The 21,266-nt window shown below is 62.5% G+C and carries 21 protein-coding genes, 1 tRNA gene and 4 pseudogenes; 11 read left to right on the top strand and 15 right to left on the bottom strand.

What is annotated here, in order from left to right:
- Positions 1-21: 21 nt before the first annotated feature.
- Entirely contained in the window at positions 22-1,542 is a 1,521-nt protein-coding gene (locus tag ABFO07_RS19545; RefSeq protein ID WP_347469434.1) for a class I adenylate-forming enzyme family protein, read from the bottom strand.
- Between the two features lie 3 nt (positions 1,543-1,545).
- Complete coding sequence (locus ABFO07_RS19550) at positions 1,546-2,571, bottom strand: alcohol dehydrogenase catalytic domain-containing protein (protein WP_060288828.1); 1,026 nt, start codon at positions 2,569-2,571, stop codon at positions 1,546-1,548.
- A 155-nt stretch (positions 2,572-2,726) separates the two neighbouring features.
- Between ABFO07_RS19550 and ABFO07_RS19555 the strand changes: the two genes are divergently transcribed.
- Positions 2,727-3,482 (top strand): enoyl-CoA hydratase/isomerase family protein, encoded by a 756-nt coding sequence (locus ABFO07_RS19555; RefSeq protein ID WP_063895295.1) that lies wholly within the window; start codon positions 2,727-2,729, stop codon positions 3,480-3,482.
- Between the two features lie 81 nt (positions 3,483-3,563).
- Positions 3,564-4,898 (top strand): MFS transporter, encoded by a 1,335-nt coding sequence (locus tag ABFO07_RS19560; protein WP_059886266.1) that lies wholly within the window; start codon positions 3,564-3,566, stop codon positions 4,896-4,898.
- On the opposite strand, the gene ABFO07_RS19565 is transcribed toward ABFO07_RS19560, so the two are convergent.
- From ABFO07_RS19565 to ABFO07_RS19575, 3 genes and pseudogenes are all read right to left on the bottom strand, one after another.
- On the bottom strand, positions 4,875-5,684 hold the full coding sequence (locus ABFO07_RS19565; protein ID WP_196481818.1) for an IclR family transcriptional regulator: 810 nt from the start codon (positions 5,682-5,684) through the stop codon (positions 4,875-4,877). The two genes, ABFO07_RS19560 and ABFO07_RS19565, sit on opposite strands and share 24 nt — an antisense overlap.
- 61 nt (positions 5,685-5,745) lie before the next feature.
- The gene (locus tag ABFO07_RS19570; protein WP_059886263.1) at positions 5,746-6,015 is read right to left on the bottom strand and encodes a hypothetical protein; all 270 of its coding nucleotides are present in this window, start codon (positions 6,013-6,015) and stop codon (positions 5,746-5,748) included.
- A 275-nt stretch (positions 6,016-6,290) separates the two neighbouring features.
- Positions 6,291-6,987 (bottom strand): annotated as a pseudogene (locus tag ABFO07_RS19575) (tyrosine-type recombinase/integrase); the annotation flags it as partial.
- A gap of 9 nt (positions 6,988-6,996) precedes the next feature.
- On the opposite strand from ABFO07_RS19575, the pseudogene ABFO07_RS19580 reads away from it, so the two are divergent.
- A pseudogene (locus ABFO07_RS19580) lies at positions 6,997-7,540 on the top strand (IS3 family transposase); the annotation flags it as partial.
- 32 nt (positions 7,541-7,572) lie between these two features.
- Here ABFO07_RS19580 and ABFO07_RS19585 read toward each other — a convergent pair.
- Together ABFO07_RS19585 and ABFO07_RS19590 are read right to left on the bottom strand one after the other, a co-directional pair.
- A tRNA-Leu gene (locus ABFO07_RS19585) sits at positions 7,573-7,657 on the bottom strand.
- A 263-nt stretch (positions 7,658-7,920) separates the two neighbouring features.
- On the bottom strand, positions 7,921-8,409 hold the full coding sequence (locus tag ABFO07_RS19590; RefSeq protein WP_347469435.1) for a hypothetical protein: 489 nt from the start codon (positions 8,407-8,409) through the stop codon (positions 7,921-7,923).
- 352 nt (positions 8,410-8,761) lie between these two features.
- Between ABFO07_RS19590 and ABFO07_RS19595 the strand changes: the two genes are divergently transcribed.
- Positions 8,762-9,436: a response regulator transcription factor gene (locus tag ABFO07_RS19595; RefSeq protein ID WP_059986581.1), complete on the top strand. Its 675-nt coding sequence runs from the start codon at positions 8,762-8,764 to the stop codon at positions 9,434-9,436.
- Between the two features lie 74 nt (positions 9,437-9,510).
- Here ABFO07_RS19595 and ABFO07_RS19600 read toward each other — a convergent pair whose 3' ends face one another.
- Positions 9,511-11,064, bottom strand: coding sequence for a methyl-accepting chemotaxis protein (locus tag ABFO07_RS19600; RefSeq protein ID WP_347469436.1), 1,554 nt, complete (start codon positions 11,062-11,064; stop codon positions 9,511-9,513).
- A 264-nt stretch (positions 11,065-11,328) separates the two neighbouring features.
- Between ABFO07_RS19600 and ABFO07_RS19605 the strand changes: the two genes are divergently transcribed.
- Positions 11,329-11,580: a hypothetical protein gene (locus ABFO07_RS19605; protein WP_347469437.1), complete on the top strand. Its 252-nt coding sequence runs from the start codon at positions 11,329-11,331 to the stop codon at positions 11,578-11,580.
- 269 nt (positions 11,581-11,849) lie between these two features.
- Here the strand turns inward: ABFO07_RS19605 and ABFO07_RS19610 are convergent, their stop codons facing one another.
- Positions 11,850-12,452 (bottom strand): nucleotidyltransferase family protein, encoded by a 603-nt coding sequence (locus tag ABFO07_RS19610; protein ID WP_060015552.1) that lies wholly within the window; start codon positions 12,450-12,452, stop codon positions 11,850-11,852.
- Positions 12,453-12,617: 165 nt separating this feature from the next.
- On the opposite strand from ABFO07_RS19610, the gene ABFO07_RS19615 reads away from it, so the two are divergent.
- Positions 12,618-13,040, top strand: coding sequence for an ACT domain-containing protein (locus tag ABFO07_RS19615; protein ID WP_059884036.1), 423 nt, complete (start codon positions 12,618-12,620; stop codon positions 13,038-13,040).
- Between the two features lie 69 nt (positions 13,041-13,109).
- Here the strand turns inward: ABFO07_RS19615 and ABFO07_RS19620 are convergent.
- Positions 13,110-13,220, bottom strand: a pseudogene (locus ABFO07_RS19620) (PKHD-type hydroxylase); the annotation flags it as partial.
- A 426-nt stretch (positions 13,221-13,646) separates the two neighbouring features.
- Here ABFO07_RS19620 and ABFO07_RS34765 point away from each other — a divergent pair.
- From ABFO07_RS34765 to ABFO07_RS19635, 4 genes and pseudogenes are all read left to right on the top strand, one after another.
- Positions 13,647-13,736: pseudogene (locus tag ABFO07_RS34765) on the top strand (PAAR domain-containing protein); the annotation flags it as partial.
- A gap of 12 nt (positions 13,737-13,748) precedes the next feature.
- Positions 13,749-14,144: a hypothetical protein gene (locus ABFO07_RS19625; RefSeq protein ID WP_230941918.1), complete on the top strand. Its 396-nt coding sequence runs from the start codon at positions 13,749-13,751 to the stop codon at positions 14,142-14,144.
- Positions 14,141-14,938, top strand: a complete 798-nt coding sequence (locus ABFO07_RS19630; protein WP_230941919.1) for a hypothetical protein — start codon at positions 14,141-14,143, stop codon at positions 14,936-14,938. The genes ABFO07_RS19625 and ABFO07_RS19630 overlap by 4 nt, the downstream gene beginning before the upstream one ends.
- Before the next feature lie 21 nt (positions 14,939-14,959).
- On the top strand, positions 14,960-15,184 hold the full coding sequence (locus tag ABFO07_RS19635) for a hypothetical protein (RefSeq protein ID WP_347469438.1): 225 nt from the start codon (positions 14,960-14,962) through the stop codon (positions 15,182-15,184).
- Positions 15,185-15,220: 36 nt separating this feature from the next.
- Here ABFO07_RS19635 and ABFO07_RS19640 read toward each other — a convergent pair whose 3' ends face one another.
- The 5 genes from ABFO07_RS19640 to ABFO07_RS19660 all read right to left on the bottom strand — a co-directional run bounded on the left by ABFO07_RS19640 (position 15,221) and on the right by ABFO07_RS19660 (position 20,894).
- Positions 15,221-15,904 (bottom strand): Fe2+-dependent dioxygenase, encoded by a 684-nt coding sequence (locus tag ABFO07_RS19640; protein WP_060027463.1) that lies wholly within the window; start codon positions 15,902-15,904, stop codon positions 15,221-15,223.
- Positions 15,901-16,656, bottom strand: coding sequence for a tetratricopeptide repeat protein (locus tag ABFO07_RS19645; protein WP_059906046.1), 756 nt, complete (start codon positions 16,654-16,656; stop codon positions 15,901-15,903). The genes ABFO07_RS19640 and ABFO07_RS19645 overlap by 4 nt, the downstream gene beginning before the upstream one ends.
- A gap of 3 nt (positions 16,657-16,659) precedes the next feature.
- On the bottom strand, positions 16,660-18,897 hold the full coding sequence (locus ABFO07_RS19650; protein ID WP_059920789.1) for a TonB-dependent receptor: 2,238 nt from the start codon (positions 18,895-18,897) through the stop codon (positions 16,660-16,662).
- 225 nt (positions 18,898-19,122) lie between these two features.
- Positions 19,123-19,443, bottom strand: coding sequence for a hypothetical protein (locus tag ABFO07_RS19655; protein ID WP_060148403.1), 321 nt, complete (start codon positions 19,441-19,443; stop codon positions 19,123-19,125).
- 155 nt (positions 19,444-19,598) lie between these two features.
- Entirely contained in the window at positions 19,599-20,894 is a 1,296-nt protein-coding gene (locus ABFO07_RS19660; protein ID WP_059563013.1) for an aspartate carbamoyltransferase, read from the bottom strand.
- 225 nt (positions 20,895-21,119) lie between these two features.
- Between ABFO07_RS19660 and ABFO07_RS19665 the strand changes: the two genes are divergently transcribed.
- Positions 21,120-21,254 carry an entericidin A/B family lipoprotein gene (locus ABFO07_RS19665; RefSeq protein ID WP_059563012.1) on the top strand — a complete coding sequence of 45 codons (135 nt, stop codon included), beginning with the start codon at positions 21,120-21,122 and terminating at the stop codon, positions 21,252-21,254.
- Positions 21,255-21,266: the final 12 nt, after the last annotated feature.

Consider the following 21,266-nt stretch of genomic DNA (forward strand, 5'->3'; position numbering starts at 1 on the left):
CGCGAAAACGTCGGACTTCGCTCACACCTGGTCAAACTGTTGCTTCACCTTTGCGCGCTGTATTTTTCCGTAATGCGAGCGCGGGACGGATTCGACGATAAGTATCCGGCGAGGTCTTTTGTGCGCGGATAGTCGCTGACGGCAATATTCGGTCAAAATCTCGGCAGACAGCGTTGCACCCAGCTTCGCGACGACCGCTGCGGCCACCATCTCACCCCATTCGACATCGGCGATTCCTACGACGGCAGCGTCTGCCACGGCGGGGTGTTCACACAGCACTGCCTCCACTTCACCAGGCTGTACCGATTTCCCGCCGGATCGGATGATTTCTTTTGCCCGCCCGGTTAGATAAAGTCGCCCGGCTTCGTCGAGTTGACCCACATCGCCAGTATGGAATCGTCCACCAAACAGTACATCTGAGGTCGCTTGGGGTCTATTCCAATAGCATGCCATGAGATGTCCGCCCTCAATGACAACCTCACCAGATTTCCCGGTAGCACATGGCAGCCCGTCCGGAGACAGAATGCTTATCCTGCTGTTTCGCGTGGGCACACCGACGAGACCATGGGTGAGCAAATCGTCACGAGTAACAAGGCTGAGCGCAGCACGGTTGCGGTAGCAGCTCCATGGTGCCTCAGTGAGACCGTAGAGCATGGCCAGCGTATTTCCAAAAATCTCCTTAGCTCGACTGAGTACATCAAACGAGAGCGCGGCGGCCCCAATGTCAATACGCTGAAGAGAAGCTAGCCGTTCGTCACCCGGCTTCAGTTCGCGAGTAAGCCGTACGAGATGGGTCGGCACAAGCGAGGTGCACTGCGCGCCATGACGCGCTACTTGGTCGGCAAACGTTTCCGATGAGAAGTGGCCCCCGAGAATGACAGTGCCGCCTTGTGATAAGTGCGCGAGTAGACCGATGGCTGCGATTGGCCACAGCGGACGCACATTCAGCATCAGGCGGGCTGCGTCCGAACCATCCGCTATCCAGGCCTGAACAACGTTTTCTTTTGCCGCATTCAGAGAAGCGTGGGTATGTATCACCGCTTTCGGCTTTCCGGTAGTCCCTCCGGTGTAATTTAGAGCGGTGATTCCTTTCCCATCATCCGACTGCGGCACTTCTTGCGGCGCAGTGAGATTGCCTAAGTCATCAAGCAGGGCGAGTGCGAGTCGCGTGCCGCCGATAAGTCTTTGGACCTCCTCTGCACGTTGAGCGTGAGCACTGGCAAATAGCAGCACGCCCGCACCTGCGTCGGAAATTTGCGCTGCCAATTCCTCGCTGGTCAAGCTCGGATCCAGCGAGACCCGTACCAGTCCGGCGTTCATGGCACCATACTCGGCGTACAGATAATGGGCAGAGCCGTCACCGAGCAGCGCTACGCGGCCTCCCTCCGAGAGTTTGGCATTCTTACAGATGAGCGCGCCGGTTGCTGCAATTGCGTCCGCGAACTGACGGAAGCTGACCTGTTCGCCCGACTCGTCGACGATGAGCGCGGGTCTGGAGGGAAATCGTCGAGCGACTTCCTCAATGCAATGGGTTACATTCACGCGTCACCATCCTTGCATAACCACGCGGCCTTCCACTGCCCGCGTATCCAGCATCTCGTGAGCACTGGCGATTTCGGAGAAGGGAAGGACCTTCGAAATAACGGGCTTGACCTGACCATTGGCTAACATCGCGATGGACTTCCGCAAGTCTTCCATCGTTCCCATGCCAGAACCGGCCACGGTGATGCGTCGGCCAATAAGCAGACCAGGCGGAATCGGTACCGGTTGAGCGCCGATGTTCCCAAGGACGACTGCGGTGCCGCCATACGTCACACAGCGAATGGTCTCCGGCAGAGATGGGCCAACGTTCTCGACAGCGATGTCGACGCCTCGTTTACCTGTCAGCTTCCATACGGCCGCGCCAAATTCGCCATTCGATGCGACAACGACATCGTGTGCGCCGAGCGATTTGAGGAAGGCAGCCTTGCGTTCGCTCGTCGTGACAGCAATAGCGCGGCCGCCGAGAGCCTTGACAATCTGAATCTGATGGGCACCGAGTCCGCCGCTTGCGCCAGTAATGAGAACGGTGTCTCCGGGTTGCATACCCGCGACGCTCGTCAGGGCGCGAAGGCTGGTGGCAATCGGGCAGGACGCGAGCGCCGCACTCACGAAGTCGAGTCCATCGGGAATTGGAATGATGGCGCTCGATGAGACCGCTACATATTCCGCAGTACCTCCTTCGGCATCCACTGATGGGAGGCTGGCGGCGCGGCACATATCTTGGCGACCGCGAAGGCAATCCCGGCACTCGCCACAGAAGGCGCGTTGATAAATCACCGCACGCGTGCCAATCGCGTGAGGACTCCCGCCTTCTCCGTGTGCGACCACCTCGCCGGCCGTCTCGTGACCGAGCACGACCCCGACCTTGGCGCCCGGAAGCTTGCCGGCGCGATGCATGACGTCGTGGTGGCAAACACCCGCTGCATGAACCTTGACCAACACCTCTCCGCGCTTCAGAACTGGGGGCGGAATCTCGCGCAGTTTCAGCACTTCGGGGCCGCCAAACGCTTCCAAAATAATTGCTTTCATCGTTGTCCTCATAATTTTGATGTGTTCATAATACACACACGATGTGCACAATACAAACATCGAAAAAAATAGTTGAGGTTCGACAGTCACTTCGCGACATCGCGACGCAACGTTCGCCTCGGCTGGAGCCCGTCAATTTCTCAATAGAGGACAGCATGCAGATTGATTTCGAACCCGCAGCCGATGGCGTCTATGTCGTGACCCTGAATCGCCCCGAGCGCATGAACGCACTTGGAAGCATCGGAAAGCGACGCTTGGCACAAATCTGGCAAGAGGCTGAGAACAACGCCGCCGTTCGCGCCATCGTGGTGCACGGAGCTGGACCGCGTGCCTTCTGCGCGGGGTCCGACATAAAAGAGATTCAGGAAAGCGGGGAGATGGTGACCGCGCAGGTACTCGCAGACGCGATTCCATCGATTGGTGTTCGGCTGACGAAACCCGTCATCGCTGCGCTTCACGGGTACACCATCGGCATGGGGCTGACGTTGGCCATTCACTGCGACGTGCGGATTGCGGCGCCTAACAGTACTTTAGGCTTCCCCGAAGTCCAACACGGCATGCTTTCGGGGATCAGTGCAGTCAACCTTCCCGCGATAATCGGGGAAGCAGCAGCGCTCGACCTGATGCTATCAGCGCGTCTTATCGATGCGCAGGAAGCGCTCACGCTCGGTCTGGTTCATCAGATTCATGACGACCCGTATAGCGTTGCGCTCGAGCTCGCGAAGAGAATGGCCGGGCACTCCACGGCAGCGATGCGACTCACGAAGGAACTCGTCCTTTGCGAACGCGCTCGTCGCGTCGAGGCCCACTTTGCGCTCGTTGATTCCGCGAGGAAGCGCGTGACCGACTCCGAGGAATACGGTGACATCGTCGCGCACAAGCCGGGCGCTGGGCGCGTACGCGAATCCTGAGTCGAAATATTCTGGTTGCGGACGTGTGCGCCGCGATCTTCCCGACATTGTTGTCTGAAGCGTCTGCAGAGGGGTGGGGAAATGTCAGAACAAGTGTTGGCACAGAGCGGGTCGGCCACCTATCGACCGACTATCGATAGGGCGCTGTTCCGCAAGATGACTTGGCGAATCATGCCGTGGTTGTTTCTCGGCTGGGTGATGAACTGGATTGACCGTATCAACATCGGCTTCGCTCATCTCGGATTCAAAGACGAGTTTGCCATCTCGGAGGCGCAGTTCGGGGTGATGGTTGGCGTGTACGCCATCGGGTATCTGCTACTTGAGGTACCGAGCAACATGCTCATGGAGCGGATTGGTGCGCGTAAGACCATGTCACGCATCATGCTTCTCTGGGGGCTGATAACCGTAGCGACCGGTTTCGCGCAAAATGCGACGCAGCTCATCTGGATGCGGGCACTGCTCGGCGCGGCCGAGGCCGGATTCTTCCCTGGCGTCATTCTCTATTTGAGCTACTGGTTTCCGGCGGCTTATCGGGCTCGCGTGACTGCCCGATTCATTCTGGCGAATGCCGTATCGGGAATGCTTGGCGGCCCCATCGCAGGCTGGATACTCTCGCACATGGGCAATGTAGGGGGATTGCGCGCATGGCAATGGCTTTTCATTCTCGAAGGTTTGCCGCCGATGGTCCTCGCCGTCATGCTCTTTTTTATGTTGAGTGACCGTCCATCAGAGGCAAAGTGGTTGACTGACTATGAGAAGGCTTCAATCAATGCCGCGCTCGAGGCCGATCGGCGAATCCAGCAGAACATTCGGCACGCTGGCTTCTGGGGCGCGCTGAAAGACAAGCGGGTGTACCTTCTGGCAATTGCGTTCTGCCTCGCAATCATGGTTGCAGGAAATGTTGTCAACGTCTGGGCGCCGACGATTCTTCGCGGTGCCGGGGTGACGAACATAGGCAATCTCGGTTGGCTTTCGGCACTGCCGTACTTGGTTGGCGTGTTTTTTATGTTCTTCGTGACCCGGTTGTCAGATGCCCGGCGCGAGCGACGCTGGCACTTTGCTTTGCCCGTTCTCATTTCAGCATTCGGCATTGCGATGCTCCCGCAGGCCGCGAATGACGCTACTTTGGCGGTCCTGGTACTGGTCGTAAGCACCGCTGGGTATCTCGGCGCTACGGCGATGTACTGGACTATTCCGACTTTCTATTTGTCTGAGTCAGCGCGAGCCGGCGGCATCGCGTTTATCAACACGCTTGGTCAACTGGGCGCCCTTGGCACGCCTGTTTTTATCGGATGGATTAGGACTCACTCTGGCAGCATGAGCACCGGTCTCTATATCGTGGCTGGTCTCGTCGCGTTGGGTGCGTTGACCATCATCGCGACCCTGCCAGCATCAATGACGCGAGACGGCGCGTGAGCTTGAGCTAATGTTGCCCAGGCTTGCCGAGACATTCTGACAGACCCGCCGCAGGTGCTGAGCGAGGTCCGAGTTGACTTTGGTGTGGGCCGTCAGGTCGAGGCCCGCAATTACCATTGCCGCACAGGCGGTGCCGTCCGGTCCAATGATGGGATATGCCAGCGACGATAGCCCAGGTTTGAAATCATCGTGTCCCGCGGAAAAGCCGTCCTGCTTTCGGGATCGCGCCAACAGGCTTTCGATTGCGGCGTAGCGCTCCTTGCCAATACGTTCGATGCATTCTTCTCTTGAAAACGTTGACAGGATGGATTTGCCGCTCGCGCTCAGGTCAATCGGAAAATGGTCGCCGATATCCGTGATGACGTTTATCGGGGTTGCCGGCGTCCATAGGCGCTCAATGATGACGACCTCGTCACGCGCCGGAATGGAGATGGATAACACGGCTGCATAGTTTCGCAGCACTTTCTCCTGCAACTCTACCGCGAAAGGCAAGGCTATGCGCCGAACCTTCGCCCGATTCAAATGACCGGTAGCGAGCAACGCGCATTCGGCGCCGACGAAGTATACACCGGACTCCCCCGCAGCCATTCCCCAGTGCATCAGGGTCTTGAGCAGACGATGGGTTGTGGTTCGGTCGATACCAGTATTTCGCGCCAGTTCGAGGGCGCTTTGCCCGTTGGGATGCTTTGCCAGCTCGCGCAGGATGATGAACGCGCGGTCGATAGCCTGAACTCGACCGGTCGGCTCACCCGCATCAGAGGGTAGGGGTTTCGGAATCTTTGACACAGGTCGAACAGGCATAATTGTGTTTGGAAATCGAGGGCATCAAACCGATAGCTTACAGACTTTATGTTGATGGAAGGCCGTGGCGCCGGCCAAAAACAAAAAATTCGTCAATTGAGGTCTTCGCACGCATCATAGCCGGCCCACAATTCCTCATCACTGAGAGCACTTTGAGAGCGACCATCGACTTCGCGGACGAGTAGGTCAGCGCGCGGCGCAGAAACGCTTCGGCAAACAGGATTACGTCGAGGATGTGATCCTCCTTGCTTGCGTCGACCGACGCTGGCGCGGAACCACCGGGTAATGACCCCTCCATGTCAAGCGGCTTTGACATGATTGTATCTCTCGTCTGAAAACGGGTGTCTGGATGGCTTAAGTCGCAACGGTGCCGGAATGAGGGGGCCTAGTTCAGGGCGCAGGCATTGTGTTCTTTCGGCCAAGCGTTACTCTCTACAGTATGAGTAGGCGGGGCTATGGACTCTGACGACACTGATCGGCCACGCACGAATAGCCTCCATCTAGCACCAATAGGTTCCATTGCCATGTACGTGGTTTGCGATGGGAGGCTATGGATCCGTCTGGCTTTGCTGCTGGGGATTGCATACTTCACTACTCCGTTGTAGATGGGCCAAACTCGATCTGCGCCTGTTCCAGTATCCAGGACTCAATTTTTTCATGCCGCATTCGTAGAAGGTCCAGGGGGCGTCGTCGATAGTGCTTTTCCTCGATCGCGGATGGTTTGTGCCCCTGAATTTGAGCAACGACGCCAACAGTACTTCGACCCACTCCGAAAGAGTGCCGACGGACCGCCGCAATCCATGTAGTGTCACGTGAGGCAGATCGGCGGATGTCAATGCTTTGACATGAGCGTCACGAGGATCCGCTATCTTGCCGTCTGCGGATTTCTTGCTGGTGAACACCCACTCGGACTGCCACCAGTTTTCCCCCGCTTGGCAAGCCGTGCGGCTTGCCTTTTGTTAGGTAGTCTTTCGTTCAAGCGTTTCAATTCGAGTAGGAGGCTGGCCAAGTATGGCGTGAGGGGAATGATGCGTCCGCCGGTTCCCTCGATCTTGTCGTCAAGCCGGAGACTTCGCCAACCGAAGTCGACATCCTCCCAGCGCAACGCTGCCCATTCCTCACGGCGAGCGCCGGTGATCAGCAAGCCTTGCAGGTAGGCACTTCGAATTGGATTCTCGATTTTTCGAGCCTCCCGAAACCATGCATGAAGCTGTTCTCGTTGCAAAGAATCGCCATCCTTGGCCTTTACGCGAGGAATGACGTCACGGACCTCTCGCATCTTGTAGGCGCCGGGCTCGATATTCCGAACCATCTCAACCGTCAGTTCGAGGTTGATGCGCCGAATCAAGTCTGGTGTGGCGACATCACGTATGTCTGGGCACAAGGCCGTTGGCATTACCTGGCCGCCGTACTTGATTTGTTCACGCGCCGAGTCGTCGGCTGGGCATTCTCGACACGCCCGGATGCCGATCTGGTCGTGCAAGCTCTGGATATGGCCTATGAGCAGCGTGGTCGGCCACAAGGGTTGCTATTCCACTCGGATCAGGGCGGTCAGTATGCGGAGTCGGAAATTCCGTCAGCGCCTGTGGCGCTATCGGATACAGCGGAGCATGAGCCGTCGCGGAAACTGTCGGGACAATTCTCCGATGGAGAGGCTGTTCCGCAGCTTCAAGACCGAATGGCTGCTGTCCGCGGGTTACATGTCCGCGCAGGAAGCACACCGGGATATCGGCCACTGCCTGATGCACCGGTACAACTGGATACGGCCGCATCAGTTCAATGACGGACGGGCGCCGGCCGTCGCGGAAGAAAAACTTAACGTAGTGTCCGGGGTTGGTTGACCACTACAAAGCGCATGAACATGAAAATACTTTGGTGCCGACGGCGAGACTCGAACTCGCACAGCTTTCGCCACTACCCCCTCAAGATAGCGTGTCTACCAATTTCACCACGTCGGCATTTCAATGCAATCAGAATGCACCAGGCCTCGTATCGCGGACAGCCCTGCCAGCCATGAGCCAAGCCGCACTTTGTAATGTGCACCAAGGGCATGTTTAGATACGAACCCGCGCGCCTCGCGGCGCTACCTCCTCAGGATAGTGCGTCTACCAATTCCGCCACCTGAGCAAGAGGGTCGCCATTGTAACTGCACATGGCAGTTTTGTGAACGCCTTCCGGCCCGAAATTCGACGCGACGCGAACGGCCGCCGCCTTTTCCCGCTCAGGACGGCCGCGCGAACCCCGATTCGACCCACCGGTCGGCGCTCGCCTTGGTGAGCTTGAACCTCGCCGATACCTTCGCGTCGCCCAGCAATCCCCCGAACCGGTCGAACGCCTTGAGTTCCGCATAAGGCTCGAACTCGTCCGGCACGATATCGAGCGTGACCGACACTTCATCCTCGCCGGCCCACACCGTCACCTCCTTGTGCAGCATCGCGCGCCGCTGCTGCTCGTGCCGCATCAGCACCTCGCTCGCGGTCTTGACGAGCGTGCGGAACGCGTTCGCATCCATCGGCTTCGGGTTCTTCTTGTCGCGGCCCATCGTCCACGGCCCGACCAGCGCCGGTTCGGCTTCGCCGTCCTTGACCATCTCGACGGCCCAGCCGTCGTCGTCTTCATTCTTGATGATGCGCGCGGTCCAGCCGTTGTCGCGCCAGAGGGTGTCTTCGTGGAGGGTGGTGTCGTCGGCTTGGAGGTCGGAATCGGTCATGGATCAATCGGGAAAACAGGCGAGGGCGCACGCTGCACGCGCCGGCGTGCCGCCCGCAATGGCATTCGAAGCCCGCAATTTTACCCGCTGCCACGCTCGCCGCAGCGCGCCGGCCCCAACGTCGGCCATTCGGCCAACCGGACGGCGGCCGGTGCTTCACCGCACCGGGCCAAATTAAAACTCGTACCAGCGTTCTGAGGCGCATTTAAGTTCGTGTCAGATATCCCGCGCCGCGCCGAATTCGTAGAATGACGATCAGGCTATAAATAGCCTGAACAGGAAAACCAAAGCCGACCTCCGGACGGCGGCGCGCGACAGCCCGCCGACACCGCGGCAACCAAGGGAAGCGCGTATGGGGAAATTCAGTATCCGCACCGTCTTTGCATACGACTGGCCATTGACGCTGGCCGGCATGGAACACGTCGCAGGCAACGGCTGCGCGATCGAACTGGTTGGCGTCTACCGGCGCGTGGGCGACATGGTCGCGGCGCTCGGCAGCATCGACTGCGACGTCGTACTCGTCGATTACGCGATGCGAGGCGACGGGCAGATGGATGCGCTGCAGCTGCTCGACCGCCTGCGGGCATCCCGCGAAGGCGTCGGCGTCGTCGTGCTGGTCACGGACGAGAGCCCGGTGATCGTCCGCTCGATCCTCGCGCAGGGTGCGTCGGGCGTCGTCAGCAAGCTCGACGACGTCGGCCACATCGTCACCGCGATTCATTCGAGCTACGCGGGCGGCAGCTATCTGTCGCCGGCGGTGAGGCACACGCTCACGCCGGCCACCGAAAACCGCCAGAGCACACCGAAGCTGTCGCCGCGCGAAATCGAAGTGATCCGGCTTTACCTGTCCGGCGTGTCGATCAAGTCGATCGCCGAGCGGCTGAACAAGGGCAAGCAGACGGTCAGCGCGCAGAAGATCAGCGCGATGAAGAAGCTCGGCGCAAAAAACGACGTCGAGCTGATCTCGCGCGCGGCGTGCCTCGGCCTGCGCGACGGCGCGAGCGTCGTCGCTTCGGTGCCGGCCTAGGCGCGCGGCGCGGCGGCGGTGCATCGCTGCGATGCGCCGCCGCCGCTCATCGACAAAGCGCGGCGTGAGCCGTATCAGGCCGGCAGCGCAAACCGCGTGACCGCATCCCGCAGCGCTTCCGCCTGGTCGCGCAGCGAATGCGCGGCGGCGGCCGCCTGCTCGACGAGCGCCGCGTTTTGCTGCGTGACCTGATCCATCTCGCCGACGGCGCGGTTGACCTGCTCGATCCCCGCGCTCTGCTCGCGCGACGCGTGGCTGATTTCGTCGAGGATCTCGTTCACGCGCCGCACCGACTGCACGATCTCGGCCATCGTCTCGCCCGCGTTCGTGACGAGCGTCGCGCCGTGCTCGACGGTTTCGTTCGACGACACGATCAGCGACTTGATCTCCTTGGCGGCGGTGGCCGAGCGTTGCGCGAGCGAGCGCACTTCGGCCGCGACCACCGCGAAGCCGCGGCCTTGTTCGCCCGCGCGCGCGGCTTCGACGGCCGCGTTCAGCGCGAGGATGTTGGTCTGGAACGCGATGCCGTCGATCACGCCGATGATGTCGCCGATCTTGTGCGAGCGGTCGGTGATCTCGTTCATCGTGCGCACCACGTCGTCGACCACTTCGCTGCCGCGCGTCGCGACCTGCGCGGCCTGCTCGGCGAGCGACGCGGCCTGCGCGGCGCTGTCCGCGTTCTGCTTCACGTTCGCGGTCATCTCGTCCATGCTCGACGCGGTCTGCACGAGCGCGGCCGCCTGCTCCTCGGTGCGCTGCGACAGGTCGGTGTTGCCGGCGGCAATCTCGCCCGCGCCGACGTTGATGTTCTCGGTACCCATGCGCACGCGCGACACCATGTCGATCAGCCCGCCCTGCATCGTGTGCAGCGCGTGCAGCAGGCTGCCGCGGTCGTTCTGCTTCACGTCGACCTGCGCGGTCAGGTCGCCTTGCGCGATGCGTTGCGCGGCGGTCAGCGCGTCCTCGAGCGCGCCGCCGAGATTCGCGCGCACGCTCTTCAGCACGAGCACCATCACGGCCGTCGCGATCGCGCCGAGCACGGCGGTCATCGCGAACCAGCGGCCGATGCTCGCGAGCACGGCCGTCTGCACGTCGTTCATGTACATGCCGGTCACCACGTACCAGTCCCACGGCGCGAAGCGCTGCACCGCGCTCGTCTTCGACTGCGGCTCGCTCGAGCCGGGCTTCGGCCACAGGTATTCGACGAAGCCGGCGCCGCTGCCCTGGTTGCCGGCCTTCACGATCTCGACGAACAGGTGCTTGCCGGCCGGATCGGTGAAGCCCGACACGTCCTTGCCGTTGAGCTCGGACTTGATCGGATGCATCACGATCACCGGCTTCGAGTCGTTGATCGAGATGTAGCCGTCCGCGCCGTGGCGCATCGCGGCGATCGCTTCAAGCGCCTTTTGCTTCGCATCGGCTTCGGGCATCGCGTTCTGCTGCGACAGCTTGTAGTAGTGGTCGCTGACGCTCACCGCTTGCGCAATGAGCGCCGCCAGCTGGTCGCGGCGGTCCTCGATCATCGATGCGCGCGTCTGCCACGCGCCGAGTCCTGCGATCACAAGCAGGCCGAGCCAAAGGATGACGATCATCGAAGCGAGTTTCTGATTCAGGGAGAGGTTGCGCATGGTCGGTTCGGTCGGTCGATCGGAGAAACGCGCCGCTCGCGGCGTGACGGGATGACTTTCTTGACGGCCGGCGTTGTGCACTGCCGTAGAGGGGAAATCCCTAACAGGGAAAAATGGTGTGAAGAATGCCGCGCCGCGCGTGCGGCGGTGCGTCGCGTTCCGTGCAAGGTTTGACCGCGAGCGGATCGCCGCGTGAAAACAACGGGGCGGGAGCATGGGCGGGCGTCGGCCGTCACGCCGATGTGCGGCAGAGCGTGCGGCGGAATGTCACGGCGTCAGGTGAAGGTGAAGGTGAAGGTGAAGGTGAAGGTGAAGGTGAAGGTGAAGGTGAAGGTGAAGGTGAAGGTGAAGGTGAAGGTGAAGGCGAAGGCGAAGGCGAAGGCGAAGGCGAAGGCGAAGGCGAAGGCGAAGGCGAAGGCGAAGGCGAAGGCGAAGGCGAAGGCGAAGGCGGAATGGGGCGGCGCGTGTCGGACCCGATGCGCACGCCCGTTCGCACCACGCCGGTGCACGCGGTGAGCGGGTATGCGGAAACGGGCGTCGCGCGACCCCTAGACGGGATCCTTGCTTGGCGGCCCCTCGGGCTGCTGCGGGCTGTCGTGATGTCCGGGCGACGGTGGCACGAGCGGATCGCCTTCCGGGTCGCGGGTGGGATCTGCCGGGGGCTCGGGCAACGGAGTCGTGTGGTCGGTCATGGAGCGCTCGCGAAGATCGTGACGGGCGGCGCGGTGCGCCGGCGCCTCGTCTCCTTTATAGGCAATCGGGCGCGCGTTTGCACCCGGATTCGCTCAGCGCTCGTTGCGCCCGCGCGCGAGGTCGGCCGGCGTATCGACGTCGCGCAGGATCGCCGGATCGTCGACGTCGAGCAGCGTCACCGGCTCGCGGGCGAACAGCGCGCGCGCGCCGGTGTCGCCGTCGAGCGCCGCGAGCGCATCGTAATGGCGCTCGGCGAAGCCGACCGGATGGCCGCGCGTGCCGCGATGGACGGGCGCGACGATCGACGCGGCGCCGGTGTCGAGCGTGCGGGTGACGAGTTCGTAGGTGGACGGTGCGATCCATGGCATGTCGCCGAGCGCGACCAGCCAGCCGCAGGCGTCGGCGCTTGCGCGCACGCCGGCGGCGAGGCTCGCGCCCATGCCACGTTCGGCGTCGGGCGCGAAGATCACGCGGCAGCCGGCTTCGTTCAGCAGCATCGCGAGTTTCTCGGCGCCGGGGCGCACGACGGCGACCACGTCGGCGGTGGCCAATGCGAGGCGGCGGGCGGCCGCGAACGCGACCGGCGTGCCGTCGGGAAGCAGCGCGAGCAGCTTGCTTTGCAGGCCGCTCGGATCGAAGCGCTGGCCGAGGCCGGCGGCGAGGAGCACGCCGGTGGCGAGCGACGCATGGGACATGGGAGCAGCCGGTGACAGATGTATCGCGATTGTGCGGTGCGGCGTCGACGCGGCGCAAGCCCGGGATACCCTTTGCCTTTGCCGCGCGATGCGGCCCTGCCTTGCCCGCATGCAAGCGGTGATCTAGATTTTTTTTATCGAGGTGCGTCGGGCAGGAGGGCTGCCATGGAACTGAGCGTGGAACATGTCGACGTCTGGGCCGCAACCATCGACGACAAACCGGGCGGCCTTGCGCGCGTGCTGGGCGCGCTGCGGGATGCGGGCGCGGACCTGCAGTTCATCGTCGCGCGCCGCACGTCGGAGGCGCCGGGCAAGGGGGTCGTGTTCGTCGCGCCGCTGCAGGGCGACGCGGTGGTGCGCGCCGCGACGCAAGCGGGGTTCAGCGTCACGCCGAGCGTTCACTCCGTGCGCGTCATGGGGCTGGATCAATTGGGCGCGATTGCGCAATTGACGCAGATGCTCGCTGATGGGGGGATCAATCTGCGCGGCGTGTCGTCGGCCGTGCTGGGTTCGCAGTTCATCGCGTATCTCGGGGTCGACTCGCGGGACGATGCGGAGAAGGCGGTCGATATTCTGCAGCGGGCTTGATGCGCCTGCGCCGGGCGGTGAGCCGGCGAGGGCGGGCGGCAAGATTTCGCGTGGCGCCATTCCGTGGCGTCACGCATCCGCCCACTTCATCAACAGGTTGTGACAGATCCCCGTCAGTGAAATCACCATCGCATCCTGCGCCCCTTTCTCTGCCGACAACGCCTGAATCTGTGTATCGAGTATGGCGCAATCAAGCAGCGCGGTCGTTCCGTACCCGCGCTGAAAGCGGTTCTGGCTGATCGTGGTCAGCCTTATTACGGAGGACAGCGAGGGTCGGCTGCTGGAGAGGCCGCAGCGTGTCGTCCGATTCGACGGTATTGCGAGAGTGTCGTAGCGAGGCGGAACTGATTGATGCCTACGATAACTCCCCGTTCGCTGCACAGGCTGCAAATGGCTCCCGTCGTCGGACGGGCAGCCGTGTCCCGTTGCGTGACGCCTCCATTAAGCTCGTTCTTCCATAATCGATACTTATGTGTAATAGAAGATATAAAAACAAACTTTCCCGAGAGTAATCAAAGGGCGCTTGTGAAAAGACATTATCTGAGAGTGGGTGACAAATCGACGGCCGGGGGCGTAGTCGTCGAAGGCATTGCGACAACATCGGTCATGGGTCAGGAGTTGACCCGTCTTGGCGCGTCAGTAATGTGTCCGGCCTGCAAGACGGTCGGACATATTGTTCCGGTAGGCCCACGGTTTCCGGATGGGTGGATGGGACAGAAAGTCGCTCTTGAAGGCGACAAGGTTTCTTGCGGGTGCTTTCCTTTGCCGACGATGCTGCCTTCGCAAAACGTAATGTATGAGCAATATGACGGCGAAGGACTTTCGAGCATGGGATTCTCGTCTGCCGCCGCTGCAACCGCTGCACTCTCCGATCCCGATCATTGGGTCAGGTTCAAGCTCGACGAAAACGGAAGCTGCGAAGGGATGAAATGCACGGCGCATTTTGCCGATGGCTCCATCCAGCACGGAGTTGTCGACTCGAACAACATGTTTGCGTTCGAGCGGCCGAACAGCAGCATGTGCGAAAAGGTGGAGATTCACCACGAGAGCGGAGCACAAGGCGGCTCGGTTATTGATCGTTTGCTGGGAGCAATGTCGTCGTGAGCACAATTGAAGCGCAAGGCAAGACCACTCACGAAGGCAACTACGCGACTCAGCAAACACACACGCTGGAAAAGGGCATCCTTGAAGCGGCCATTGTTGAATTCGAAGCAGTGGCGGCAAAGTTTGCGGCCGATGCGATCAAGGATAGCAAGACGCGTGAGCGCTACATGGCGCACATCAAGGAGGTATCCGACGAAACTCGCAAACAGGTCGATGGCGGGCACATCACCGTAAAGGATGGCGCGATCTATATCAACCAATTGCGAGACAAGCTGTTTGTCGAGTATCGGCGATACACATCCGCCATCGGCGTCGCCGGCGCCGAGAAAATTAAGCTGAAGTCGCGGGGGTTTGACTACTACCTGGACAAGTATGCGCAGCGTCAATTTAGTAAGCCGTTTTCTCAGCTGACGGAACTGGAGCGAAGCAAGGTCTACTACACAGTCATCGAAGCGGCGGGGCGTCCGAATGATGATGTCAACGCGTCGATTCGCAAGATGCGGGTTATGGCAAAGGTTGCCATCCTCGTGACTTCCTTGTTTGCGATTGGCGCTATCATCAACGCAGACGACAAGGTAAAGGAGGCCGCGCGACAGGGCAGTATCATTGCGGGCTCGATGTTGGGCGGCGGCATTGCAGGCCTGTTCGTGTCGTTCATGTGTGGGCCTGCCGAACCTGTCTGCGCCGCGATACTCGTCTACATTGGCACAAGCGCGGGCGCTATCACCGGCGAGATGGTGAACGACGTGTATCAAGACGAGCTGGATGAGTTCTATCGATGGACTTCCAAGTGAGATTGGGTAGAAGAGATGTCAATGTTCGTTACAGTGCTGATGGTGATCCTGTTCGTTGCGGCGGGAGCAATCGTCATGCTGAATCTTGCCTATCGCCCTGATTCCGTGTCGGATTTCTGGAATCTCGACAATGAATACGAGCGGACGTCCAGCAAATTCGATTTCCTCCGTACGAAGGTCGCTTTCTACGGCGCAATCGTGACAGTGCTTGTAATCGGACTGCTGCACATCTTCGTGTTGCGATAGCAACGGTGGCGGCACTTTGGTGATGGGCTGGCCACATCACGCATCCGCCCACTTCCTCAACAGGTTGTGATAAACCCCCGTCAACGCAATCACCATCGCATCCTTCGCCCCTTTCTCCGCCGACAGCGCCTGAATCTGCGTATCGAGCTGGAACAGCAGCGTACGATCGCCATCATCACGCACCATGCTCTGGATCCAGAAGAACGACGCGACGCGCGCGCCGCGCGTGACGGGCGTCACGTGATGCAGGCTCGATGCCGGATACAGCACGAGATCGCCGGCCGGCAGCTTCGCGCGATGCACGCCGTACGTATCCTCGACGCACAGTTCGCCGCCGTCGTACGCATCGGGCTCCTCGAGAAACAGCGTCGCCGACAGATCGCTGCGCACGCGGAAATCCGTGCCGCGCAGCAGGCGGATCGCGTTGTCGACGTGCGTGCCGAACGCGTCGCCGCCTTCGTAGCGATTGAACAGCGGCGGGAACACCTTGAGCGGCAGCGCCGCCGAAAAGAACAGCGCATTGCGCGCCAGCGCATCCTGGATCGCGTCGCCCACCGCGCGCGCGGCGGGCGAGCCCTCCGGCAACTGTCGGTTGCGCTTCGCGAGCGCGGACTGCGCGCCCGACGTCGCATTGCCGTCGGTCCATTCGGCCTGGTCGAGCAGCTCGCGGCATTGCGCGACCTGCGCCCGGGTCAGCACCCCGGGAATGTGCAGCATCATGACGTGAATTCCGGATTCTGAACGGGCAGCCGCGCCGCCGCCGCGCGAAACGCATCGATCGGCGACGCGGCGAGATACGCGCGCATTTTTGCGACGAATGCCGGCGTCGCGGTGGCCGGCACGCGCGCGAGCCACGCGAGCGCTTCGTCGATGCGGCCGCGCTCGGCGAGCAGCCGCGCATGGTTGAACTGGCCGCGGAAATCGCCGGCCATGGCGGCGCGGCGGTAGTGATCGAACGCGAGCTCGGCGTCGGCGGGCACGACCCAGCCATCCTCGTAGAACCCGCCGATCAGGTTGATCGACTTCGCGTGACCGAGCGCGGCCGCGCGCCGGAACCAGTCGAGCGCCGCTTCGCGGTCCTCGTCGACGCCGTTGCCGAGCGCGAGCGCGGTCGCGTAGTTGTACATGCCCCAGTCGAGCCCCGCCTGCGCGGCGAGCCGGTACCAGTAGACGGCCACCGGCGCGCACGCGGCGGTGCCCCAGCCGAACTCGTAGCAACGGCCGAGCATGTTCATCGCCATCGGATGATCGGCCTGCGCGGCATGCCGGAACCACGTGAACGCGGCCGCAGGGTCGCGTGCAACGCCGTGGCCGTCGAGCAGGTACTGCCCGTACACGGCCTGCGCGTCGACGATGCCGTTTTCGGCCGCCGCCGCGACCCACGCGGCGGCGCGCTCGGGCGGCCCGGCCAGGATCTCGGCGAACTCGCGCGGCGACACCGACGCGAGCGCCTTCAGCGACACGGTCTCCATCGATCAGTAGCGCGCGTTCAGCGTGACGAACGCCGAGCGGCCCGGCGCGATCGACGCGTAGTGCGCCGGATACGCCTGATCGAAGTACGTGCGGTTGAACAGGTTGTTCACGTTCAGCTGCAGGTCGAGCTTCTTGTTGATCCGGTATTGCGCCATCGCGTCGAAGCGCCAGTACGACGGCACCGCGCGCTGGTTCGCCGGGTCGCCGAACACTTCCGACATGTAGAACGCGCCGCCGCCGACGGTGAACTTCGGCGTCACGTCATAGTTCGACCACATCGTGAGGCTGTGCTTCGGCGTGTTCGGGAACCGGTTGCCGTTGTTCGCGGTGTCCTTGCCGTTGTCGCGCAGCTCGCTCTTCATGTACGTGTAGCCGCCGAACACCTGCCACTGCTTCGTGATCTGCCCCGCGACGCCGAGTTCGAGGCCCTGCACGCGCTTGTTGCCGACCATCGCGTACTGGTTGTTCGGCAGCGTCACGCGTGCGTTCGTCGTGTCGATCTGGAACAGCGCGGCGGTGAGCGCGAGCTTGTCGTTCAGCACGTTCCACTTGGTGCCGAGCTCGATGCTGCGGTTCTTCTCGGGGGCGAGCTGGTCGGCGTTCGAGCCGACGCCGCCGCGGCCGGGCGTCAGCGACTGCGTTTCGCTGCCTTCGCCGAGCAGCATGCCGGCCGGCGTCGACGACGTCGCGTACGACGCGTAGATGCTGCCGTTCTGCGCCGGCTTGAACACGAGGCCGGCCTGCCAGTTCACGAGCGTGTCGTCGCGGGTGGTGGTCTTGCCGCCCTTGGCGCGGGTGTCGGTGAAGCGCGTCGAGTAGTCGTCGACGCGCAGCCCCGCGTTCACCTGCCAGCGCGGCGTGAGCTCGATCGTGTCGAAGCCGTAGATCGACTTCGTGACGGTGCGCGCGTGCGCGTAATCGTTGTCGCGGGTGATCGAGCCGGCCCACGGATCGTTCGGGTTCGGCGACCACAGGCTCGTGCAGTTGTAGCCCGACGCCGCGCCGATGCCGTTCTGGCAGATCTTGCCGGTGCCGGTCGCGACGGTGTACGTGTCGCGCTTGCCCCATTCGCGCGTGAGCTCGATGCCGGTCGTGAAGCTGTGCTTGAACGGGCCGGTGCGGAATTCGCCGAACAGCTCGGTCAGGTTCGCGATGCTGTTGATCGAGCTGTTGCGGTTGTTGTTGCGGCGCCAGACCTTGCCGTTGATCACGTTGCCCGAGCTGTCGTCCGGCTGCGTCCAGATGTAGTCCTGCGTCGATTCCGTGTAGCGCGTGGTGTTGCGGATCGTCAGCGACGGCGTGATGTCGTGCTCGATCTTCAGCGTGCTGATGTCCGACGTCGTCTTGCGGAAATCGCGGTCGCGCAGGCCGTAGAAGTTGTGGCGGTCGACGTTCGCCGGGCCGTCGGTGACGCCCTTCGGGATGTTGAAGCCGTAGACGTACGGGATGCCGCTGTCGGGCAGGTCGTCGGTGGACAGGTGGTAGTAGCTCGCGGTCACGCGGGTCGGCGTGCCGAGCCCGAATGCGATCGACGGCGCGACGCCCCAGCGTTCGTTGTTGACGGCGTCGCGGCCCGCGACGTCGTTGTTGTGGCTCATCAGGTTCAGCCGGAACGCGGCATGGTCGGCGAACTGCCAGTTGCCGTCGGCGGTGAAGCGGCGGTAGCGGTCGGTGCCGGCGCCCGCGCTGGCTTCGGCCGTCGTGCCGAGGTGCGGCGCCTTCGTGATCAGGTTGATGCTGCCGCCCGCGCCGCCGCGCCCGCCGTATGCGCCGTCCGAGCCCTTGGTGATCTCGACGCGTTCGGTGTTGAAGATCTCGCGGGTGGTTGCGCCGGTGTCGCGCATCCCGTCGACGAACATGCTGCCCTGCGAGTCGTAGCCGCGGATGAACGGCCGGTCGCCGAGCGGGTTGCCGCCTTCGCCCGCGCCGAACGTGATGCCGGGCACGGTGCGCAGCGCTTCGGTCAGCGTGGCCGCGCCGCTGTTGCGGATCAGTTCCTGCGGGATCACCGTGACGGATTTCGGCGTGTCGACGAGCGGCGCGGTGAATTTCGTGGAAGCGGAGAAGTCGGCCTTGTAGCTGTGCTCGGTCTTGCCCTTGATCTCGATCGGTGCGAGATGGCCGTCGGTGCCGGGCGGTGCGGGCGGCGGCGCGCCGTCGGCGAACGCCGGGCCGGCCGCGAGCACGCCGCACAGGGTCGTGAATTTTCCGAGCTTCAATTCGTCAGGGCGGGACTTCATCGGTGCTTCGACCTCATCTGGTGTGGCCCCGGAGGCGATCGCTCAAAAAGCATGAATGCCGCCGGGAATTATTACGATTTGTTTTCGGCTGGCATTCTATGTAATTTCAGGCGGAATGAGAAGCGTTCTTGTTTGTGTTGTTGGAAGAGTGTTGAAAAATGTTGCGGGGTGGTTGAACGGGGGCGAGTGAACTCGGGGGGGGCTGCAATGGTGGTGGGGGAGACGTTACGGTCGTACGCCCGGGGCGATGGTGGTCCACTGCACTCTGATATCAGGGGCAATGGTGACGTACTCGATTGTGAAATCGGGTGCGATAGTGACAAATTCCCACCGGCCGCAGCTGTTCGGCGCAATCCTGACACGTTCGACCTGCAGATCGGGGGCGATCGTCACGACTTGAACCCTGAGCTTGGGGGCGATGGTCACGACCTGCACTCTGCCTTTCAGGGGAATGCCCTTGTACGTGCAGCTCGAATCGACCTTGCCCGCGCTGGCCAGGCACGGGGCCAGCAGCAGCGCGAGCGTCATCGCGGTTTTGAGTTTCATGTGGACGGAATCGAAAAAGGCGGGGCGGCGTGCGCCGCAAGCGATACGTAAGTCGCGCCCGTATTTTGCCCGACGATTGAAGGGGCTGCCGGGAGGTTGACCCTTCGCGGCGGCGGCGGCGTCCGTCCGGTGCGCCGCCGTGCCGCCCGTTTCGTTCAGTCGATCCCGTGAAACACCGCATCTTCCGGCCCGAGGTACGCGGGCGGACGCCACGTCGCGTCGCGCATCGAATGCTGCACGAGGTTCTCCACGCCGAGCAGCACCGCGAAGATCGCCATCCGCACCGGAATCCCGTTGTCCGTCTGCCGGAAGATCGCGAGGCGCGGGTCGCGGTTCAGGTCGACCGACAGGTCGTTCGCGCCGGGCCGGCTGTCGCGCGGCAGCGGGTGCATGATCAGCGTGTCGGGCCCGCAGACGGTGTCGACGAGCGCCTGGTTGATCTGGAAATCCGGCGTGTAGCCTTCGAACGACTCGTCGGCGAAGCGCTCCTTCTGGATGCGCGTCGCATAGACGACGTCCGCGCCCGCCAGCCCCGCCGCGAGATCGTGCGTCTGCTCGATCACGTGGCCGTTCTTCGAGATCTGGTCGACGATGTACGCGGGCATCTCGAGCGTCGGCGGCGACACGAGCGTGAACTTGAGGCCGCGGTACAGCGCGAGCAGCTTGACGAGCGAATGCACGGTGCGGCCGTACTTGAGGTCGCCGACGAGCGCGATGTGCGCGCCGTCGACGATCTTGCCGAGCCGCGAGAATTCCCGCTGGATCGTGTACAGGTCGAGCAGCGCCTGGCTCGGGTGCTCGCCGGGGCCGTCGCCGCCGTTGATCACCGGCAGGTTGGTCGCGCGCGCGAATTCGGCCACCGAGCCTTGCTCCGGATGGCGGATCACCAGCGCGTCGACGTAGCCGGACATCACGCGGCTCGTGTCGTAGATCGATTCGCCCTTCGCCATCGACGAGAACGTGAAGCCGGTCGTGTCGCACACCGAGCCGCCGAGCCGGCAGAACGCCGCGCCGAACGACACGCGGGTGCGCGTGCTGGCCTCGAAGAACAGGTTGCCGAGCACCGCGCCTTCGAGCACGCGCGAGATCTTGCGGCGGCGCGCGATCGGCTGCATCACGTCGGCCACGCGAAACAGCGCCTCGACCGAATCCCGCGAGAACTGGTCGACCGACAGCAGCTGCGGCTTGCCTTCGAACAGGAACTGCTTCGCCAACCCTTGATTGTCTACGCTTTGCGTATAGTCGCTGCCTTCCGGCGGGGAGCGGTCGACGATCTCCGACACGAAGCGCTCGACGATCTCCGGCATCCCGCGCGACTCCTGGGAATCGTCCGGCAGCAGCCACGTGTCCAGGGCGCGGCGGCTGACGCCGATGCGGCTGGCGAACGCTTCGCGGGTCATGTTGAGGCGGCGCATCGCGTCGCGGAGGAAGGCTTGCTGGGGAACGGTCATCGGCGGCACCTCGCTGGAAAATATACGCGGTGCGTATATTAGTTCGAGGCCGGCCGAAGTCAAGGGAAACTTGCACGGGCGCCGCGAACGGGGCCGGGCTGGCGCAAGTCGGACGGCTTCGTATAATCAGGTCAGGCCCCGCGGCCTGCGCTCGCAGGCCGCCGTGCCGCAGACGATTGACGACCGGCCCGCCGCCCGGGCTCATTGACTCGAAGGAGAGGGAGAATGATGCGTACGATTGCTGCAATGCTGCTGATCGCGACCGCCGCGCTGGCCGGCTGCAATACGGTTGCCGGCGTGGGACAGGACATCTCGAAGGGCGGGCAGGCGATCAGCGATACCGCGGAAAAGGCGAAGTAGGCCGCCCGCTGC

It is taken from the genome of Burkholderia stagnalis (assembly GCF_039848545.1).
Lineage (GTDB): Bacteria > Pseudomonadota > Gammaproteobacteria > Burkholderiales > Burkholderiaceae > Burkholderia > Burkholderia stagnalis.

What these genes read in the sequence shown, in the direction of transcription:
- ABFO07_RS19615 (WP_059884036.1), top strand. Translation starts at nt 12,618, where the DNA reads ATGGAACTGAGCGTGGAACATGTCGACGTCTGGGCCGCAACCATCGAC.
- ABFO07_RS19605 (WP_347469437.1), top strand. Translation starts at nt 11,329, where the DNA reads ATGTCACGGCGTCAGGTGAAGGTGAAGGTGAAGGTGAAGGTGAAGGTG.
- ABFO07_RS19590 (WP_347469435.1), bottom strand. Translation starts at nt 8,409, where the DNA reads ATGACCGATTCCGACCTCCAAGCCGACGACACCACCCTCCACGAAGAC.
- ABFO07_RS19665 (WP_059563012.1), top strand. Translation starts at nt 21,120, where the DNA reads ATGATGCGTACGATTGCTGCAATGCTGCTGATCGCGACCGCCGCGCTG.
- ABFO07_RS19640 (WP_060027463.1), bottom strand. Translation starts at nt 15,904, where the DNA reads ATGATGCTGCACATTCCCGGGGTGCTGACCCGGGCGCAGGTCGCGCAA.
- ABFO07_RS19645 (WP_059906046.1), bottom strand. Translation starts at nt 16,656, where the DNA reads ATGGAGACCGTGTCGCTGAAGGCGCTCGCGTCGGTGTCGCCGCGCGAG.
- ABFO07_RS19610 (WP_060015552.1), bottom strand. Translation starts at nt 12,452, where the DNA reads ATGTCCCATGCGTCGCTCGCCACCGGCGTGCTCCTCGCCGCCGGCCTC.
- ABFO07_RS19600 (WP_347469436.1), bottom strand. Translation starts at nt 11,064, where the DNA reads ATGCGCAACCTCTCCCTGAATCAGAAACTCGCTTCGATGATCGTCATC.
- ABFO07_RS19635 (WP_347469438.1), top strand. Translation starts at nt 14,960, where the DNA reads ATGTTCGTTACAGTGCTGATGGTGATCCTGTTCGTTGCGGCGGGAGCA.
- ABFO07_RS19560 (WP_059886266.1), top strand. Translation starts at nt 3,564, where the DNA reads ATGTCAGAACAAGTGTTGGCACAGAGCGGGTCGGCCACCTATCGACCG.
- ABFO07_RS19570 (WP_059886263.1), bottom strand. Translation starts at nt 6,015, where the DNA reads ATGTCAAAGCCGCTTGACATGGAGGGGTCATTACCCGGTGGTTCCGCG.
- ABFO07_RS19550 (WP_060288828.1), bottom strand. Translation starts at nt 2,571, where the DNA reads ATGAAAGCAATTATTTTGGAAGCGTTTGGCGGCCCCGAAGTGCTGAAA.
- ABFO07_RS19595 (WP_059986581.1), top strand. Translation starts at nt 8,762, where the DNA reads ATGGGGAAATTCAGTATCCGCACCGTCTTTGCATACGACTGGCCATTG.
- ABFO07_RS19655 (WP_060148403.1), bottom strand. Translation starts at nt 19,443, where the DNA reads ATGAAACTCAAAACCGCGATGACGCTCGCGCTGCTGCTGGCCCCGTGC.
- ABFO07_RS19625 (WP_230941918.1), top strand. Translation starts at nt 13,749, where the DNA reads ATGGGACAGAAAGTCGCTCTTGAAGGCGACAAGGTTTCTTGCGGGTGC.
- ABFO07_RS19555 (WP_063895295.1), top strand. Translation starts at nt 2,727, where the DNA reads ATGCAGATTGATTTCGAACCCGCAGCCGATGGCGTCTATGTCGTGACC.
- ABFO07_RS19650 (WP_059920789.1), bottom strand. Translation starts at nt 18,897, where the DNA reads ATGAAGTCCCGCCCTGACGAATTGAAGCTCGGAAAATTCACGACCCTG.
- ABFO07_RS19660 (WP_059563013.1), bottom strand. Translation starts at nt 20,894, where the DNA reads ATGACCGTTCCCCAGCAAGCCTTCCTCCGCGACGCGATGCGCCGCCTC.